The sequence below is a fragment of the Kitasatospora sp. NBC_01300 genome (assembly GCF_041435235.1).
In the GTDB taxonomy this organism is placed as follows: Bacteria; Actinomycetota; Actinomycetes; order Streptomycetales; family Streptomycetaceae; genus Kitasatospora.
Window position 1 is genome coordinate 7,236,051 of sequence record NZ_CP108408.1, and the last position, 15,839, is coordinate 7,251,889.

Annotated in this window: 16 protein-coding genes; 8 read left to right on the forward strand and 8 right to left on the reverse strand. The window is 74.6% G+C overall.

Features of this window, described 5'->3' with window-relative positions:
* Positions 1-2 precede the first annotated feature (2 nt).
* Positions 3-1,211 (reverse strand): hypothetical protein, encoded by a 1,209-nt coding sequence (locus OG556_RS31200; RefSeq protein ID WP_371522013.1) that lies wholly within the window; start codon positions 1,209-1,211, stop codon positions 3-5.
* Positions 1,212-1,572: 361 nt separating this feature from the next.
* On the opposite strand from OG556_RS31200, the gene OG556_RS31205 reads away from it, so the two are divergent.
* Positions 1,573-1,899 carry a hypothetical protein gene (locus tag OG556_RS31205; RefSeq protein WP_371522015.1) on the forward strand — a complete coding sequence of 109 codons (327 nt, stop codon included), beginning with the start codon at positions 1,573-1,575 and terminating at the stop codon, positions 1,897-1,899.
* A 74-nt stretch (positions 1,900-1,973) separates the two neighbouring features.
* On the opposite strand, the gene OG556_RS31210 is transcribed toward OG556_RS31205, so the two are convergent.
* Positions 1,974-3,062, reverse strand: coding sequence for a hypothetical protein (locus OG556_RS31210; protein ID WP_371522017.1), 1,089 nt, complete (start codon positions 3,060-3,062; stop codon positions 1,974-1,976).
* Positions 3,063-3,193: 131 nt separating this feature from the next.
* Positions 3,194-3,664 (reverse strand): DUF1348 family protein, encoded by a 471-nt coding sequence (locus tag OG556_RS31215; protein WP_371522019.1) that lies wholly within the window; start codon positions 3,662-3,664, stop codon positions 3,194-3,196.
* Positions 3,665-3,766: 102 nt separating this feature from the next.
* On the opposite strand from OG556_RS31215, the gene OG556_RS31220 reads away from it, so the two are divergent.
* Positions 3,767-4,336, forward strand: a complete 570-nt coding sequence (locus tag OG556_RS31220) for a TetR/AcrR family transcriptional regulator (RefSeq protein ID WP_371522021.1) — start codon at positions 3,767-3,769, stop codon at positions 4,334-4,336.
* A gap of 23 nt (positions 4,337-4,359) precedes the next feature.
* Here the strand turns inward: OG556_RS31220 and OG556_RS31225 are convergent, their stop codons facing one another.
* Positions 4,360-5,646 (reverse strand): ROK family protein, encoded by a 1,287-nt coding sequence (locus OG556_RS31225; RefSeq protein ID WP_371522023.1) that lies wholly within the window; start codon positions 5,644-5,646, stop codon positions 4,360-4,362.
* Positions 5,647-5,895: 249 nt separating this feature from the next.
* Complete coding sequence (locus OG556_RS31230) at positions 5,896-6,771, reverse strand: chitosanase (protein WP_371522025.1); 876 nt, start codon at positions 6,769-6,771, stop codon at positions 5,896-5,898.
* 423 nt (positions 6,772-7,194) lie between these two features.
* Between OG556_RS31230 and OG556_RS31235 the strand changes: the two genes are divergently transcribed.
* Positions 7,195-8,034, forward strand: a complete 840-nt coding sequence (locus OG556_RS31235; protein ID WP_371522026.1) for an HAD family hydrolase — start codon at positions 7,195-7,197, stop codon at positions 8,032-8,034.
* 96 nt (positions 8,035-8,130) lie between these two features.
* Here the strand turns inward: OG556_RS31235 and OG556_RS31240 are convergent, their stop codons facing one another.
* Positions 8,131-9,327 (reverse strand): alginate lyase family protein, encoded by a 1,197-nt coding sequence (locus tag OG556_RS31240; protein ID WP_371522028.1) that lies wholly within the window; start codon positions 9,325-9,327, stop codon positions 8,131-8,133.
* A gap of 187 nt (positions 9,328-9,514) precedes the next feature.
* Here OG556_RS31240 and OG556_RS31245 point away from each other — a divergent pair, with 187 nt between their 5' ends.
* Together OG556_RS31245 and OG556_RS31250 are read left to right on the forward strand one after the other, a co-directional pair.
* The gene (locus OG556_RS31245; protein ID WP_371522030.1) at positions 9,515-9,682 is read left to right on the forward strand and encodes a hypothetical protein; all 168 of its coding nucleotides are present in this window, start codon (positions 9,515-9,517) and stop codon (positions 9,680-9,682) included.
* Complete coding sequence (locus tag OG556_RS31250) at positions 9,675-9,860, forward strand: hypothetical protein (RefSeq protein ID WP_371522032.1); 186 nt, start codon at positions 9,675-9,677, stop codon at positions 9,858-9,860. The genes OG556_RS31245 and OG556_RS31250 overlap by 8 nt, the downstream gene beginning before the upstream one ends.
* 12 nt (positions 9,861-9,872) lie before the next feature.
* On the opposite strand, the gene OG556_RS31255 is transcribed toward OG556_RS31250, so the two are convergent.
* Positions 9,873-11,201, reverse strand: coding sequence for a DUF5685 family protein (locus OG556_RS31255; RefSeq protein WP_371522034.1), 1,329 nt, complete (start codon positions 11,199-11,201; stop codon positions 9,873-9,875).
* Between the two features lie 263 nt (positions 11,202-11,464).
* Between OG556_RS31255 and OG556_RS31260 the strand changes: the two genes are divergently transcribed.
* Genes OG556_RS31260 through OG556_RS31270 form a run of 3 tightly spaced genes read left to right on the forward strand, consistent with a single transcriptional unit; the run spans position 11,465 to position 14,217 of the window.
* Positions 11,465-12,028 (forward strand): helix-turn-helix domain-containing protein, encoded by a 564-nt coding sequence (locus OG556_RS31260; RefSeq protein WP_063350572.1) that lies wholly within the window; start codon positions 11,465-11,467, stop codon positions 12,026-12,028.
* Positions 12,025-13,503 (forward strand): MFS transporter, encoded by a 1,479-nt coding sequence (locus OG556_RS31265; RefSeq protein WP_371522037.1) that lies wholly within the window; start codon positions 12,025-12,027, stop codon positions 13,501-13,503. The genes OG556_RS31260 and OG556_RS31265 overlap by 4 nt, the downstream gene beginning before the upstream one ends.
* A 27-nt stretch (positions 13,504-13,530) precedes the next feature.
* Complete coding sequence (locus OG556_RS31270; RefSeq protein WP_371522039.1) at positions 13,531-14,217, forward strand: alpha/beta fold hydrolase; 687 nt, start codon at positions 13,531-13,533, stop codon at positions 14,215-14,217.
* Between the two features lie 28 nt (positions 14,218-14,245).
* Here OG556_RS31270 and OG556_RS31275 read toward each other — a convergent pair whose 3' ends face one another.
* Positions 14,246-15,712, reverse strand: a complete 1,467-nt coding sequence (locus tag OG556_RS31275; RefSeq protein ID WP_371522041.1) for a DUF2252 domain-containing protein — start codon at positions 15,710-15,712, stop codon at positions 14,246-14,248.
* Between the last annotated feature and the right edge of the window lie 127 nt (positions 15,713-15,839).

Sequence of the window (15,839 nt, forward strand, 5' to 3'; positions counted from 1 at the left end):
GGTCAGCGGGAGATGGTCCACTGCTGCTCGGCGGAGCCGTCGCAGGTCCACACCCCGAGCTCCTTGTCGTCCTCGTGGTAGGTCAGGCAGTCCTGGTCGCTGATCCGGATCACGTACCGGTCGCCCGAGACGTTCTTCACCTCCCACTTCTGCTCCGAAGCGCCCTTCCAGCCCTTGGTGTCGGCGAAGTAGGTGCCGGTGTTCTCGGTGAGGTCCCGCCCGAGCGCGCTGGTGATCCGGTAGCGGCCGCCGCCCGCGTCGCGGAACGTCCAGGTGCCGCCCGCGTCGCCCGGCTTCCCGGCGATCACGGAGGCGCCCTCGCCGGAGCCGGTGGCGACGGCGGCGAGGTTGTTGACGGTCCGCAGGTGCACGGGAGTGTTGAGCGCGGGCCGGCCGGAGCCGGTGGGGGTGCCGGTGCCCGGCTTGGTGCCGGGCTTGGTGCCGGGCTCGGCCGGACCGCCGGGCTGGCCGGTGTGGGGAGGCCTGGCCGGCGTGGCGGGCACCCCGGGGTCGTACGGCGTGCCGGGGTCCCGCGGCATCCCGGGGACGATCAGGGTGGCCGGCAGCCCGCCCGGCGCGGGAGTGCCCGGGTCCCTCGGTACGCCGGGGGACGCCATCGGGGAGAAGTTCACGACGCCGTCGGTGTGGTTGTAGCGCTGACCGGCGCTGCCCGTGCCCCTCGGGTACGTCCAGGTGTGCTCGCGGGTGGTCCGGGTGAAGAGGCCGTAGAACCCCCAGTTGCCCCAGCCGCCGTCGAAGCCGTTGGCGAAGCTGCCGCCGCCGGAGAAGACCCAGATCCGATAGGTCTGGTCCTCGCGCGAGGTCTTGTCGTGGTAGTCGACGTCGTAGGTGAAGGCGACGTTCTGGAGGTTCTGCTCGTAGTTGTGGACGTACCAGGGGTCTCCGAAGGCGTTGTCGCCCTTGATGTTGAAGACCATGACGTTGTAGCTGCCGCCGGTCATCCTGATCAGCATGTCGAGCGTGCCCTGGACGTACTCGCCGCGGGCCCGGTTCTTGAGCTCCGAGGTGTGCTTCGCCGCCTCGATGCACCACACCAGGCTGGTCGAGCCGGGAGTCACCGTGTTGGCGGCGTTGCAGTTGTCCTGGGCCGGGTCGTACGAGCCGTCGGCCATCGCGGGCCCCGCCAGACCCAGGACGGCCACGGCACTCATCCCTGCGGCCAGGGCCGACAGCTTCTTCGTCGAACGCACGTGCTCTCCTTGCGAGTTCTGTGATGGGCGGGACAAAATATGGCATTCCGGTCAGCCGATCAGTGCCACTTTGTCTCGATCCATACGCGTCCCTTGCGTAGGCCTGACGCTCGCGGTGCGCCGGCCCGAACCCGTGCGGGCGATTCCTCAAGCCCCTTGTGAACGACGGATGATCGGGCCGCCCGGGTTCAACGGTCCACGTCCACCCGCCCCGGCCGTCCTGCGTCCGAGGCCGCCGGCGCGCCCCCACCCGGCGCAGAAGAGTGGAGTACGGCGCGATCGGCGTGCGGATGCGGCGCCGTGGCAACGGATGTGACCGCTCGGCCCCCATCCGAGGGGGCCGTCCGACGAGAGGACATCCATGCGCCCCGGACGAATCGCCGGCGTGGGCCTGGCGGCGGTGGCACTGACAGCCACCCTCGCCGGCCCCGCCCAGGCCGACAACCTGCCCGAGACCGTGTCCGCCACGGGCTCCCCGAGCGGCGTCACCGCCATCTGCCCCGAGGGACTGCACCCGGACAACGACTGGATCATCACCAACGGCGACGGGACCAGGCTCGGCGCGAACCAGCGGTGGCAGTGGAGGGACAGCGACGGCGGCAGGGGCATCATCGTCTGGATCGCCCCCTACCTCGACTCGCCGCCCCCGCCCCCGAGCATCAGGCTGACGATCTCCTGCATCTCCTGAGTGCCCGACGGCGGAGGGGGCGCGGCGGCCGCCGCGCCCCCTCCGCCGTCAGCTGCTCACCATGTTCCGGGGGCTCACGGCCGGTAGGCGGGGAGGCCCTTGACGGTAGAGACCGGGGCCGGGGCGGCGGAGCCGTCGGCGGGGAGGGTGCTGACGCCGTCGGGGGTGCGGGCCGCGATGGTCAGGCCGTCGGGGGACCACGCGGGTTCGGTGTAGTCGGTGGCGGCGGCGGGGGTGAGGTCCTTCTCGTCCTGCTGGTCGATCCGGCTGGAGCGGGTGAACAGGTGGTCGTGCCCGTCGACGGAGCGGACGAAGACGACGTGTTCGCCGTCGGGGGAGAGGGCCGGCTGGGAGCCGTGGCCCAGGTCGCGGGTGGCGGGGCGGATGTAGTCGTCGTAGAGGTAGACCTCGCCGGCGGGGGTGTTGGCGTAGACGATCTCGCCGTGCCGGCCGCCGGCGTCGGCCCAGGTGTTGCCGGTCTGCGGCGGCTGCGGCCTGTCCGCGCTGCCGTCCAGGGAGGTGCGCGGGGTGAGCACCTCGGGGGTGCCGCCGACGGCCTTGGTGGGGATCTTCTCCAGGCGCAGGACGCCGCCCCTGGCGGCGGCGAAGACGATGGTGTCGAAGCGTTCGGCGGATTCGGGGAGGTCGCTGGGGCCCTGCGCGGCGTGCTGCCAGGTGGGGTGGGACCAGGTCTCGCCGCCGGGGGCCGTGGCGAGGGTGGCCTTCGCGCCGCCGTCGGGGTCGGCGACGACGAGGTCGCCGTTGCCGTTGATGAAGGCCGCCCGCTTGCCGTCGGCGGACCAGGCGAGGTCGCGGACGACGGTGCCGAAGTCGACGGTGGTGCCGTTCATCGTGACGGCCCGGGTGCCGGTGCTGATGGTCAGGTGGTTGGCGGCGCTGGTGCCGTTGACCTCCTTGGTGCCCGGCGCGGGGGTGCCGTGGGAGGGGGTGCCCGGGGCGGGGGTGCCTGGCGCGGGGGTGCTCGGGCGGGCGGAGCCGCCCGGGGCCGGGGCCCCCGGAGCGGTGGCGCCGGGCGCCGCGCTGCCGGGGGCGGCGGCGTCCGAGCCGGTGTTGTCGGGGCCGCAGGCGGAGAGCAGCACGGCGCCGACGGTGGTCATCACGGCGAGCGCGGCGGTGGTGCCGAATCTGTTGCGCACGGACATTTCCAGGTCCCCCCTCGGGTGCTGTTCGCGTTCGAGGAGGAGCTTCCCAGGGGGAGTTCAGCGGCCGGTGCGAGCCGTGTCACGGTCGTGGAACAACAGCTGCCCTGCTGGGAACAAAGCTTGACGCTGCGTCAGAGTCCGAGGCTGGTGAGGCCGGGGTGGTCGTCGGGGCGCCGGCCGAGCGGCCAGTGGAAGAGGCGTTCGGCGGCGGTGATCGGCAGGTCGTTGATGGCGGCGTGGCGGTGTGCCATCAGGCCGTCGCGGTCGAACTCCCAGTTCTCGTTGCCGTAGGAGCGGTACCACTGGCCGGAGTCGTCGTGCCACTCGTAGGCGAAGCGGACGGCGATGCGGTCGCCGTCGTGCGCCCACAGCTCCTTGACGAGGCGGTAGTCGAGTTCGCGGTGCCACTTGCGGGTCAGGAAGTCGGCGATCTGCTCGCGTCCGGTGAGGAACTCGGTGCGGTTGCGCCACCGGCTGTCGGGCGTGTAGGCGAGGGCGACGCGGTGGGGGTCGCGGGTGTTCCAGGCGTCCTCGGCGGCGCGGACCTTCCGTCGGGCGGTCTCCGGGGTGAACGGGGGCAGGGGAGGGCGCTGTTCGGTCACGGGAGTCTCCTCGGGTATGGCGGAGCCGACGGTGAGAACGGTCGTTCTCACTGTAGCGGCTACCCTAGGAGAACCATCGTTCTCACGCAAAGGGCACGGCAGATGGACCAGCACGACCCGCGGGGCCTGATCCTCGACGCGGCCGAGGAACTGTTCTACGGGCAGGGCATCCAGGCGGTCGGCATGGACGCCGTCCGGGCGGCCTCCGGCCTGACGATGCGCCGGCTCTACCAGCAGTTCCCGTCCAAGGACGACCTGGTCGAGGCGTACCTGCGGCGCCGGGACGGGCGCTGGCGGGCGGATCTCGCCGCCTACGTGGCCGGCGCCGCCACGCCGCCGCGCGACCAACTGCTCGCCGTCTTCGACTGGCTCGGCCGCTGGTTCGCCGAACCCGGCTTCCGGGGCTGCGCGTTCGTCAACTCCTTCGGCGAACTGGGCGCCGTCTCACCGGGGGTCGCGGCGACCGCCCGGCAGCACAAGGAGGAGTTCAACGCCTACCTCGCCTGCCTGGCCGAGGCCGCCGGTGCCCCGCCCGCCACCGCCGCCCAGCTGGCGCTGCTCGCCGAGGGGGCGATGACCACCGCCGCCGTGCACGGCGACCCGAGCGCCGCCGCCGACGCCAAGGCGGCCGCCCGCGTGCTGCTGGACGCCGCCCTGCCCGCCCGCACCTGACGGACCGCAGGCCGGTTAGCCCGTCAGCCCGGGACGGGGGCCGTGCGCCGCTCGAAGACCTCGGGGCGGGCCGCCTCCAGGGCGGTGGCGACGGCGCCCAGCAGGACGGCGTCCTGGCCGAGCCGGCTCGGCTCCAGCCGGGGCCGTAGCGGGGATCGCTCGTAGAGGGCCTGCTCCAACGGGCGCAGCAGCAGGTCGGCGCTGCGCCCGATGCCGCCGCCGAGCACCACCACGTCCGGGTCGAGCAGCGCCGCGACGACGGCGAGGACGTGGCCCAGGCGGTCCACCTCCTGCCGGACGGCCTCGACCGCGGCGGGCTCGCCGAGCCTGGCCCGGGTGAACACCTTCTCGGCGGTGAGCGGCCGTCGCATCCCGAGGCCGAGGGCGGTGCGCACCACGGCGTCGGCGGAGACGGTCTCCTCCAGGGTGGTGCCGGTGCCGGTGCCGGTGCCGGTGCTGGTGCTGGTGCTGGTGCTGGTGGCGGAGGCGCAGCCCGGCAGGCGCAGCAGTCCGAGTTCGCCGGCCGCGCCGTGCGCCCCCGTCAGCAGTTCGCCGTCCTTGACCACCCCCAGGCCGAGCCCGGTGCCGACCAGTAGGTAGACGAAGAGCCGGCTGCCCGCGCCCGCGCCGTAGGTGTACTCGCCGACGGCGGCGAGGTTGGCGTCGTTGGCGACGGTGACGGTGGTGCCCAGGCCGTCGGCTATTCGGTCGAACAGGCCGGGGCGGCCCCAGCCGGGCAGGCTGGCGGCGAGTCTGACGCTGCGTCTGCGCTCGTCCCAGACCCCGGGCGTGCCGGCCACGGTGTGGGCGACGGCGGTGCCGGGCAGCCCCGCCTCGGCGACGGCCTCGCGGGCGGCCGCGACGACGGCGTCGGCGACGGCGTTGGCCGAGCGTCCACGGTTGGGCAGGTCGCGGCGGGCGACGACGCATCCGGACAGGTCGGCGACGGCGACCCGCAGCCGGGCCCGGCCGATGTCGAGCCCGAGGACGTGCCCGGCGGCCGGATCGGTCTCGTACAGGACGGCGGTGCGGCCGCGCTCGGGGGCGAACCTGCCGGCCTCGCGGGCGAGTCCGGCGAGTTCGAGGGTGGCCAGTGCGGTGGAGACGGTCGGCTTGGACAGCCCGGTGTCGCGGGCGAGTTGGGCCCGGGAGAGCGGGCCGTGGCAGCGCAGCCGCTCCAGCAGGAGCCACTCGTTGTTGCTCCGGAGCCGCTGCCGGTTCCACGGCGGTTGTCCAGGCCCTGACAGTGGAGCGAGGGCGACGGGCTGCGGCGCCCCGTCCGTGGCCGTAGTCCGTCCTGCTGTGCTCATTCGGTCGATCGTAGGGCACCCGTCAGCCGACGAACGAGGACGGACGGTGAGAGCACGGACGGTGGGCGGACGGGCGGAGCGGAAGCGCGGACCGCCGGTGGCGGCGGGGAGTCCCGGCTCCCTGCTGCCACCGGCGGTCGGATCGCCCGGCGCGGCCGCGCCCCGCCGGGTCGGGGCGTCGGGGCGGGCCCCGCCGGGCCGGGGTCCGGTCCCACACGCCGGACCCCGGGCTCGACGGGTGCGGGTCGGTCAGTCGATGGTGTAGCCGGATCCGAAGGCGGTGACGCTGAGCGGACCGTCCAGGTTGTAGTTGCCGGTGGCGGCGATCCGGCGCAGGCACTCGACCCGGTCGACGGACTTCCTCCATTCGTCGGCGGTGGAGGAGTTGGCCGGGTTGGTGAGGTCGTCGACGCGGACGTCGAAGAAGGCGTTCAGCCAGGTGCTCTCGCCGGCGCCGGACGGCGGGCCGACCTTGGCGTTGGTGCGGCTGATGAGGGCGGGCAGGGCGTCGTACTCGCTGCCGTTGCCGTGCTGGATGGAGGCGTCGTACAGCTCGGCGCGGGCGAGGGCGGTGGTGAGGCCGAGCTGGTCGGCCTGGTTCATGGCGGGGGTGAAGTAGCGCTGGTCGACCTGGTCGTCCTGGACCTGCCGGAAGGCGGCGTCCTGGGCGGCCTGCTTCCAGGCGGCGACGTAGTCGCTCTCGGGCAGGCCGCTGGTGTCGCCGCTGCCGGCGGCGGCCAGGCGCTCCAGCTCGGGGATGAAACGGGCGAGCGGGTTGTCGGGGGAGACGGCGGTGTAGGCGCGGACGACCTTGAGCGCGTCGCCGTCGTTGGTGGTGAAGCCGGCGCGGCCGGCGGTGACGCCGCGGCCGTCGTTGATGTTCTCGGCGTAGCCGTACTGGAGTTCGGTGGTGCTGTTCTCGAAGATGCTGATCAGCTGGTCGGCCCGGCGGTGCTGATCGGGGGTCAGGCCGCCTGCGGACGCCCGCTGCACGGCCGCGGCGGTCGCCCGGGCGGGGGTGGTGGCGGTGGCGGCCGAGGCGGAGGTGGCGGCCCAGGCCGCACCGGCGACCAGGGCGGCTGCCGCCGTGGCGGCGGCGAGGCGTCGGGTTCGGGAAACTCGCATGGGTGTGCTCCGATCTCCGGGGCGGTGCCGCCGGAGGCAGTGGGGGATGGCGCGCCGGTCGAAACGGGCGCCCGTGGAAGCGAGAGAGCGAGCTCGCGGCAGCAGAGTACGGTCTGCGGCCGACGGCGGTCTATAAGATAAGGAAAGTTTCCTAATAAAATTGCTTGGGCCTCGGAGACGGTGCTCGGCCGTCGCCGAACGCGCCGCGCCGGTGATACCGTCCGAGCGTCTGGCGACCGTCCGCCCGGCCACCGCCGGGCCCGGCCCGCGAGCTCCCTGCACCACCGAACCGGGTGCCCCGCGCGCACGCACACGCCGCGTGCCCGCCGCATGCGCACCGCCCGCGCCGTACGCGCGCGTACCGCACGCGCCCCCGCGCCCGGCCGCTCCCACCGAACCCCGACCAGCACGGAGCACCGACCCATGAGCCTCCCGAGCACCACCCCACCCACCGTCACCCCGATACGGCCGCCGCGCCTGGTGGCCACCGACCTCGACGGGACGATCGTGCGCGGCGACCGCACCGTCTCGGCCCGCACCGTCGCCGCCCTCGCCCGGGTCGAACGGGCCGGCGGGCTCGTCGTCCTGGTCACCGGCCGCCCGCCGCGCCTGATGGGCGAGATCGCGGCCGCCTTCGGCCACCGGGGCGTGGCGATCTGCTCCAACGGCGCCTTCGGCTACGACATGCGCACCCGCGCGGTGGTCGCCGAGAACCCGATCCCGGTCGACGTGCTCGGCGAGAGCGCCCGGCGGCTGCGCGAGGCCGTGCCGGGGATCGGGCTGGCCGTCGAGTACGCCCAGGAGCTGGCCGGCGACGCGCACTACGAGGCGGGCGCCTGGGACGCCGACACCACCGTGCAACGCCTCGACGACGCACGGCTGTTCGGCCGCCCGGCGCCCAAGCTGATCGGCCGTCACCCGGAGCTGTCCGCGGACGAGCTGCTGGCGCTGGCCCGCCCGGTGCTCGGCGAGCTGGTGACGGTCTACCACGCGAACGGCGAGCGGCTGGTCGAGGCCGTCGCGAAGGGCGTCAGCAAGGCCGCCGCGCTCGGCGACCTGGCGCGGCGGCGCGGGATCACCCGCGAGCAGGCGGTCGCGTTCGGCGACATGCCCAACGACCTGCCGATGATGGCCTGGGCGGGCACCTCGTACGGCGTCGCCAACGCCCACCCGGAGGTGCTGGCCGCGGTGGACCACGTCATCGGCAGCAATGACGAGGACGGGGTGGCCACCGTCCTGGAGGGTCTGTTCCCCGAGGGGTGAGCCGCGCGCGGAACGGGCGTTCCCGGGAACGCCCGTTCCCGGCGGGCCCGTTCCCCGAACGGACGCCCCCGGAGCCGCCGCTCGCCGCCCGCGCCGTCAGGGCGCGCTGGTGTGGGTCAGGGTCTCCCAGCCGATGAAGTAGTCGGCCCCGAACGGGCTGTGCGCGGCCACGTACTGCGCGGTCTGCGGCATCGCCACGCCCTCGCGCAGGTGGTACTCGTTGTACGCGAGCTGGACGGCCGCGCCGAGGCCGGTCTTCGGCGAGCCGTCGCAGAGCCAGTTCGGTACCTTCGCGCCGTTGTCGTACGCGGTGTGGAACTCCAGCGCCTTGACCAGCCGTTCGCGCCCCTCGCCCCACAGGTCGAGACCCTGGAGCCGGGCGGTCTCGGCGGTCTGGGCGGCGGCCTCCAAGCCCCAGCCGGTGTGCCCGAAGTCGCGGCAGGTCTCCTGCGACAGCCCGTCCACGAAGGTCGACTGGCCGGACCAGTACTTCACCAGCGCGGCCTTGCCCTGGATCCCGGCCTTGGGCGGCGGGACGGGCAGGGCGCCGTCGGAGGACAGGTAGACGTAGGCGGGCAGGCGCTTGCGCCACATGTCGGCGGCCTGGTCGAAGAGGCCGCGGTCGTCGAGGAAGACCGCGATGCCCATCAGGGCGTCGGTCTGGATGAGCTCCCAGTTGCCGTTCTTGCGCGGGCTGCCGGGGGACAGCAGCGGCACGTAGACGGTGCGCAGCATGGTGGCGAAGCGGTCGATCGAGGCGGTCGGCCAGCCCGCCCCGGAGTGGCGGATCAACTCGGCGGCCCGGGACCAGTTGTTGCCCGACCAGCCGGTCTGCAGCGGGGCGTTGCTGTTGGTGTGCTCCTGGATCACGGCCGACCAGGCGTCCATGATCTCGATCGCCTTGTCGGCGTACCGCTGGTCGCGGGTGAGCACCCACTGGAGGGCGTGGGCGTAGGCGGCCATCGCGTCGTCGCGCTCGTCCGAACAGCCGTTGTCGGGGTGGGAGCGGGACCCGCACTCGACGGTGGCGCGCGGCCGGGGTTGCCAGTCCAGCGAGGCGTACTTGCTCGACCGGAGGTCGGCGAAGGCGGACGTCCAGGGTTCGGCCCCGGCCGCCAGCTTGCCCTTGACGAAGGCGAGTTGCCGGTCGCCGACCAGCACGCCGGGGTGCTGGAAGGCGGCCCGGGCGCCGTGCGCGGCGGGTGCGGCGGCTCCGGCCGGTGCGGAGGTGAGCGGGAGCAGGGCGGCGAGTGCCGCCGCGGCGATCAGTGTCCTGGTGCGGCTACGGCCCATGGGGAGCTGGTCCTCTCGCGGGGGAGGCGGTCGAGCGTCGATCCCGGGTTAGGAAAGTTGCCTAACATGAGAAGTGAACCACCAACCCCCGCGCGCGCCAAGAGGACCGGCTCCGTTCACCGCCGCACCCGTAGGCGTGCGTTCCGTATTTATCGCCTGTTGATCGTCGGGGCGTAACGTCGGACCCATGAACGAGACGACGGCCGAGTGGCCGGGGGCGGCGCCCGAGGGGCGGATGACGGAGCAGGACACCGAGCGGTTCCGGGAGTTGCTGGCGCGGTTGGAGAACTCGCTGGCGGTGGATCGGACGGCTGACCGGGCGAGGCGCCGGGCGGCGGCCGGGTCCGATGCCTGACGGGCCGGAGCGGCGCCCGGTGGTGGTGCTGCCGCTCTGGCGGCGCGGTGAGTCGTACGGGCCGGCGGACCGGCCCGGGGTGCCGCGGGGGCGCTCCGGGCCGGTGGCGGTCGATCAGGTGGCGGTGTCGCAGCTGCCGCCGCTGCCGTCGGCGGCGCGGTGGAATCCGGACGGCTGACGGTACGGCGCGTCAGCAGCTGCAGTCGCAGCAGTCACAACCATCACAACAGCCACAGCCGTCGCAGCTGTCGCAACCATTGCAAGGGTCGCAGCAGTCGCCGCAGTCGCAGCCGTGCCGCTGACACCAGCCCTCCCGGCGCTCCCGGCTGAACGGGTCGTCGTGCTCGCAGCAGAGCAACTGGCAGGTGCAGGCCATCAGCGCCCACACCGCGCAACCGGCCAGCAGGTTGCGCGGGCGCGGCGGCTTGGGACCGATCGGGGTGAAGCCGGGGCCCTGGGGCACCCACGGCGGGAGCGGGGTCTCGCCGGGCTCCTGGCCGGGGGTCTGCCCGGGCGGCGCCTGGCGCGGCGGTGCGTCGTGCGGGTGCTCCCCGGCGGCGGCGTGCGGGCGCCCGTCGGTCGCCGCGTGCGCGGACCCGTCGGCGGCGGGCCCGTCGGCGGCGGGCCCGGCGTTCCGGGTCCGGCAGACGGCCGCGTGGGCGGCCGGGCCGAAGACCCGCTCGACGGCCCGCTCGGTCTCGTGCGCGAGCAGCAGGTGCACCAGGGCCCGGTCGGTCAGTTCGACCTCGCGCAGCGCGAGCCGGATGCCGTGGACGGCGTCGCGGCACAGGCGTTCGGCCTCGGCGCGGTCGGTGCCGGTGGCGGTCAGCGGGTTCCAGGCGCCGCCGGCGGCGTCGGCGGCCTGGTCCTCGGCGGCGTCGAGGAGGTGGGCGAGTCGGCCGAAGAGCCGGCCGGCCTCGGCGAGCGGGGCCGCGTTGCCGGGGCGGCCGGCGAGGACGGCGGTGTGCGCGAACGCCGCCGAGGTGGCGGTCTCGGTGGGCTCGGTGACCAGCAGGACGGAGCCGCCGGGCGGCAGGGACCGCTCCAACTCGCCCTGTCGGGAGGCGGCTTCGAGCAGCACGCCGGTGTCGAAGCCGACCGTCGAGGCGCTGCCGGCGCTCTTCCGGTCCCACCGCCGGGTGACCGCGCGGGCCCCGACGGCGACCGGTCGGCGGCCGAACACGCCGTCACGGTCCTCGACGTGGTCGCGGATCTTGACCGAGGCGAGGGCGAGCGAGACGGCGGCGGCGAGCCGGGCGCCCTCGCCCCGGGCGACGGAGGCGGTGCGCATGCCGCGCAGCGGGCAGGGCCCGGCGGTGCGCCGCCAGGAGGCGTCCTCGCGGGCGGCCTGGGCCTCGACCAGGACCGAGATGATCAGGCCGTCGTAGTTGGTGGCGGTGCGGGCGAGTTGGCCGTGGTCGTCGCGCAGCGCGAGGCAGAGCCCGCACAGGTGCGCCAGCCACGAGGCCTGAAGCCGTTCGGACAGTCGGTGCTTGCACGGTCTGATGATGCCGAACATGATTCCCCCTCGCCGATGGGCCGCTGACCAGCCCCGATCCGCCGAACATCATATGATCACCGCCCCTCCCGGGCCGAGGGGCGGAGGAATCGAAGGGTCGGAGGAGCCGGGGGAAAGGGCGAGGGTGCGAGGAGCGCAGGGGCGTGCACCCGAACGCGGCGCGCCGCCCCGGCCGAGTCCACGCCTCCCGCCCTTCTCCACGCCCCGGCCACAGCGGCCCGCGCCCCTGGGAGTGATCTCATATCCGGGATAGCATCGCGAATATGGGAATCGAGACGGCCGCCGACGAGCGGCTCGCCAACCGGCTCGCCGAATTGAGACTGGAACGGGGCTGGACGCTGGAGGAACTGGCCCGGCTGGCGGACGTCAGCCGCTCCACGCTGTCGCGCGTCGAACGGGCCGAGGTCAGCCCGACCGCCGCGCTGCTCGGGCGGCTCTGCGCCGTCTACGGGCGGACCATGTCCCGGCTGCTCGCCGAGGTCGAGTCGGCCCCGGCCCGGCTGGTGCGGGCCGCGGACCAGCGGATCTGGCGGGACGAGACCACCGGCTTCGTCCGCCGCTCCGTCTCCCCGCCGCACGGCTCGCTGCGCGCCGAGATCGTCGAGGGCCGGCTGCCCGCCGGCGCCGACATCGCCTACGACCGCCCCTGCGTGGCGGACCTGGAACACCACCTGTGGGTGTTCGAGGGGGTGTTGGAGCTCACCGTGGACGGCGAGCGGCACCTGCTCGGCCCCGGCGACTGCCTGCGCTACGTCTCCGGGACCAGCCGCTTCCGCGCCCCCGGCCCGGACGACGCCCGGTACGCCCTGGTGGTGGTGGAACCGTGAGGCGCCCGAAGACCCGGATATCCACCGGGCCCCGCGAGCGCTTCGACGCCGCCGGGCGCCGCGTCCTGCTGGTCTGCGTCGCCGGCGGCTTCACCACGCTGCTCGACCAGTCCGTCCTCAACACCTCCATCCCGGCCCTGCGCGAGAGCCTGCACGCCCAGCCCGCCCACCTCCAGTGGATCGTCGCCGGCTACTCGCTCGCCTTCGGCCTGGCTCTGATCCCCGGCGGGCGGCTGGGCGACGTCAGGGGCCGCAAGTGGTTCTTCGTCACCGGCCTCGCCCTGTTCACCCTGGTCAGCCTGGTCTCGGCGACCGCCACCGCACCCGAGGTGCTGATCGCCGTCCGGCTGCTCCAGGGCGTGGGCGCCGGGCTCGTCAACTCGCAGATGATCGGCACCCTCCAGGACGTGTTCGACGGCCAACTACGGGCCCGCGCCCTCGGCATGTACGCCGTCACGGGCGGGCTGGCCTTCGCGCTCGGCCCGCCGATCGGCGGCGCGGTCCTGGCGGCGGCCGGCCCCGAGCACGGCTGGCGGCTGACCTTCCTGCTCAATGTGCCGTTCGGCCTGGCCACCGTCGCGCTGGCGGTGCGTCACCTGCCCAGGCCGCGCCCGAGCGCCCGGCACGCCGACCTCGACCTGGTCGGGCTGTTGCTGGTCGCCGCGCTCACCCTCGCCCTGATGCTGCCGTTCGTCCAACCGCCCGGCTGGACCGGCTGGTTGGCCTTCGCCGCCGCCGCCGTCCTGCTGCTCGGCACCCTCACCTGGTGGCAGCGCCGCTACGCCCGCTCCGGCGGCCACCCGCTGATCCACCCGGCACTCACCCGCTCCGCGCCGTACGCGCTCGGCACCGTGACCGCGATGGCCCAGTTCGGCTCCTCGCTCGCCGCCGGACTGGTGCTCACCATGTTCCTCCAGGACGGCCTCGGGCTCTCCCCGATGGGCGCCGCACTCGTCGCGCTGCCCTCGGCGGTGGCCATGGGCGTCGCCTCCGCGCTGGCCTGGCGGGTGGTGCAGCGCTTCGGGCGGCGCACCGTCACCGCGGGCATGACCGGCTCCGCCCTGGTCATGCTGGCGAGCGGACTGGTCGCGCACTGGGCGCCCGCCGCCGTCCTGCCCTGGCTGCTCGCGCTGCTGCAACTGTTCGGCGGCGCCTCGATCGGCGTGATGGGCGCCACCAACCAGGCGTACGTGCTGCGCCACGCGCCCGCCGAGGCGGCCGGGGTGAGCGGGGCCATCCTGCAGATGGCGCAGCGGATCGCGGCGGCGGTCGCGGTCTCGGCGCTGTCCGGCGTCTACCTGCGGCAGACCGCCGGGGGCGGCGACCACCGCTCCGCCTACCTGGCCACCAGCGTGGTGTGCGCGGCGGTCGCCGCCCTCGCCGTCCTGGCCTCGGTGTTCGCCGGCCGGCGGGCGGCCCGGGAGGCGCCCGGCGAGCCCGTCGCGGTGAGCCGTGGGCGAACAGCGGTCCGCTAGCGCAGGCCCGCAGCTACGGTGGCGGGCATGACAGAGAACCGGACCGTGGACCTGCCCGAGGTGGCGCTCGCCTACCGGGAGAGCGGCCCGCCGGACGGCCCGGCGCTGGTGCTGCTGCACGCCCTCGGGGAGCGCGCCACGGACTGGGACGTCGTCCTGCCCGGCCTCGCTCCCGGGCACCACGTGTACGCGCTCGACCTGCGCGGCCACGGCGACAGCGGCCGCACCGCCCGGTACGGCCTGGAGGAGATGCGCGACGACGTGCTCGCCTTCCTCGACGCGCTCGGCCTGGCGCGGGTCGACCTGGTCGGCCACTCGATGGGCGGCGTGGTCGGCTACCTGGTCGCCCAGGCCCGGCCGGAGCGGATCGGCCGTCTCGTCCTGGAGGACATCCCGGCACCGCACCCGCGCCCGGCCGGCGCGGTGCCGGACGCGCCGGAGGAGCCGGTGCACTTCGACTGGGCCGTGGTGAAGGCCGTCAAGGCGCAGGTCGACACCCCCGACCCGGCCTGGCTGGCGGGGATGGCCGGGATCACCGCCCGCACCCTGGTGGTCGCGGGCGGTTCGGCGAGCCACGTCCCGCAGGAGCGGCTCGCCGAGCTCGCCCGGCTGATCCCGGACTGCCGGATGGTCACCATCGAGGCCGGGCACCTCGTGCACGGTGCCCGGCCCGCCGAGTTCGTCGCCGCGGTGGCGCCGTTCCTGTCCGCCTGACCCAGGCGTCCCGACCCGGACGCGCCGGTCAGACGCCGAACTCGGCCGGCAGACGGCCGGCCCGCACCGCCGCGACCAGGTCGGCGTGGTCGGCCTCGGTCCGGTCCGCGTACGCGACGGCGAAGGCGGCGACCGCCTCGTCCAGCGCCTCGCTCCGGCCGCAGTAGCCGGCCAGCAGGCCGGGGTCGGCGGTGTGCGCGTGCGCCCGGGCCAGCAGGGCGCCGGTGATCCGGGCGTAGTCATCCAGTTGGCCCGGCAGCAGCGCGGCCGGGTCGACGCTGCCCTTGCGGTTGCGGAACTGCCGGACCTGGTAGGGGAGTCCGTCCACCGTCGTCCAGCCCAGCAGGGTGTCGCTGACCACCTGCATGTGCTTCTGCCCGAGCACCACCCGGCGGCCCTCGTGGCCGTCCTGACCGGCCACCGGGTGGCCCGCGCGCTCCAGGTACGGCAGCAGCACGGACGGGCGGGCCTCCTTCACCTGGAGCACCAGCGGCTGGTCCCGGTGGTCGGTGAGCAGCACCACGTACGAGCGGGTGCCGACGCTGCCGGTGCCCACCACCCGGAACGCCACGTCCTGCACCCGGTAGCGGGACAGCAGGGTGCGCACCTCGGCGGGCACCGTCGCCACGTACGGGCCGAGCGACTGCGCGACGGCCCGCGCGGTCGCGTCGGTCACCTCGGTGAGCACCGGCGGAGCGGCCGTGAACCGCCGGCCGCCGTCCGCCGTCCGGGCGGTGCTGCGGGCGGCGAATCTGGCGCTGGTGTTGCCCAGCGCCTTCGCGCCGACCTTGCGCAGCACCTCGGCCAGGTCGTGCGCCTCGGTGAAGGAGACCAACTGCTCGTCCGCGACGGCGTTCCAGGCGTCCAGCGCGGGCAGCTTGGCGAGCGTGCGCATCGTCCGGCGGTACGAGCCGACCGCGTGCTGGGCGGCCTCCCGGGCGGTGGTCTCGTCGGCCCCGGTCTCGCGGCCGGCCAGCACCAGGCTCGCGGCCAGCCGCTTGAGGTCCCACTCCCACGGGCCGGGCACGGTCTCGTCGAAGTCGTTGATGTCCATCACCAGTTGCCCGCGGGCGTCCCCGTACAGCCCGAAGTTGGCGGCGTGCGCGTCCCCGCACAGCTGGGCGCCGACCCCGGTGTCCGGGGTGCCCGCCAGGTCGGCGGCCATCAGTCCGGCCGAACCGCGCAGGAACGCGAACGGCGTGGCGGCCATCCGCCCCACCCGGATCGGCACCAACGCGGCGATCCGGCCCGCGTTGGACGCCTCGATCGCCTCGACGGCCGTCGGCCGCCCGGGCGCGGTCGAGAACTCCGCGTGCCGCTCCCGGGGGATGCGCCCGCGCAGCGCCTTCCCCCGCTCCCGCGCCCGCTCGCCCCGCCCCGACGCGAACCCGGCCACCGCGAACGCCCGCCGCCCCTGCGGCGCAGCTCCGTCCACACCGGCCACGGCCCCGTCCGCCACCTCGGCCACCTGAGTCACCTGCGTCACCTGCGTCACCGCTCCCCACCCGTCCCTTCCGGCTCCCACCCACCCGCGACCTGCGCGAACGGCCTGCAGGGGGAGTGACGTCCGACATCTGACGACGGTTCCTGAGCCCGGCGGACGCGAGACGGCCGACGAGCAG

Excerpts from the sequence above, each read along its gene's own strand:
- OG556_RS31235 (WP_371522026.1), top strand. The coding sequence starts at position 7,195 with ATGAGCCTCCCGAGCACCACCCCACCCACCGTCACCCCGATACGGCCG.
- OG556_RS31245 (WP_371522030.1), top strand. The coding sequence starts at position 9,515 with ATGAACGAGACGACGGCCGAGTGGCCGGGGGCGGCGCCCGAGGGGCGG.
- OG556_RS31220 (WP_371522021.1), top strand. The coding sequence starts at position 3,767 with ATGGACCAGCACGACCCGCGGGGCCTGATCCTCGACGCGGCCGAGGAA.
- OG556_RS31225 (WP_371522023.1), bottom strand. The coding sequence starts at position 5,646 with ATGAGCACAGCAGGACGGACTACGGCCACGGACGGGGCGCCGCAGCCC.
- OG556_RS31205 (WP_371522015.1), top strand. The coding sequence starts at position 1,573 with ATGCGCCCCGGACGAATCGCCGGCGTGGGCCTGGCGGCGGTGGCACTG.
- OG556_RS31210 (WP_371522017.1), bottom strand. The coding sequence starts at position 3,062 with ATGTCCGTGCGCAACAGATTCGGCACCACCGCCGCGCTCGCCGTGATG.
- OG556_RS31260 (WP_063350572.1), top strand. The coding sequence starts at position 11,465 with ATGGGAATCGAGACGGCCGCCGACGAGCGGCTCGCCAACCGGCTCGCC.
- OG556_RS31255 (WP_371522034.1), bottom strand. The coding sequence starts at position 11,201 with ATGTTCGGCATCATCAGACCGTGCAAGCACCGACTGTCCGAACGGCTT.
- OG556_RS31270 (WP_371522039.1), top strand. The coding sequence starts at position 13,531 with ATGACAGAGAACCGGACCGTGGACCTGCCCGAGGTGGCGCTCGCCTAC.
- OG556_RS31240 (WP_371522028.1), bottom strand. The coding sequence starts at position 9,327 with ATGGGCCGTAGCCGCACCAGGACACTGATCGCCGCGGCGGCACTCGCC.
- OG556_RS31250 (WP_371522032.1), top strand. The coding sequence starts at position 9,675 with ATGCCTGACGGGCCGGAGCGGCGCCCGGTGGTGGTGCTGCCGCTCTGG.
- OG556_RS31230 (WP_371522025.1), bottom strand. The coding sequence starts at position 6,771 with ATGCGAGTTTCCCGAACCCGACGCCTCGCCGCCGCCACGGCGGCAGCC.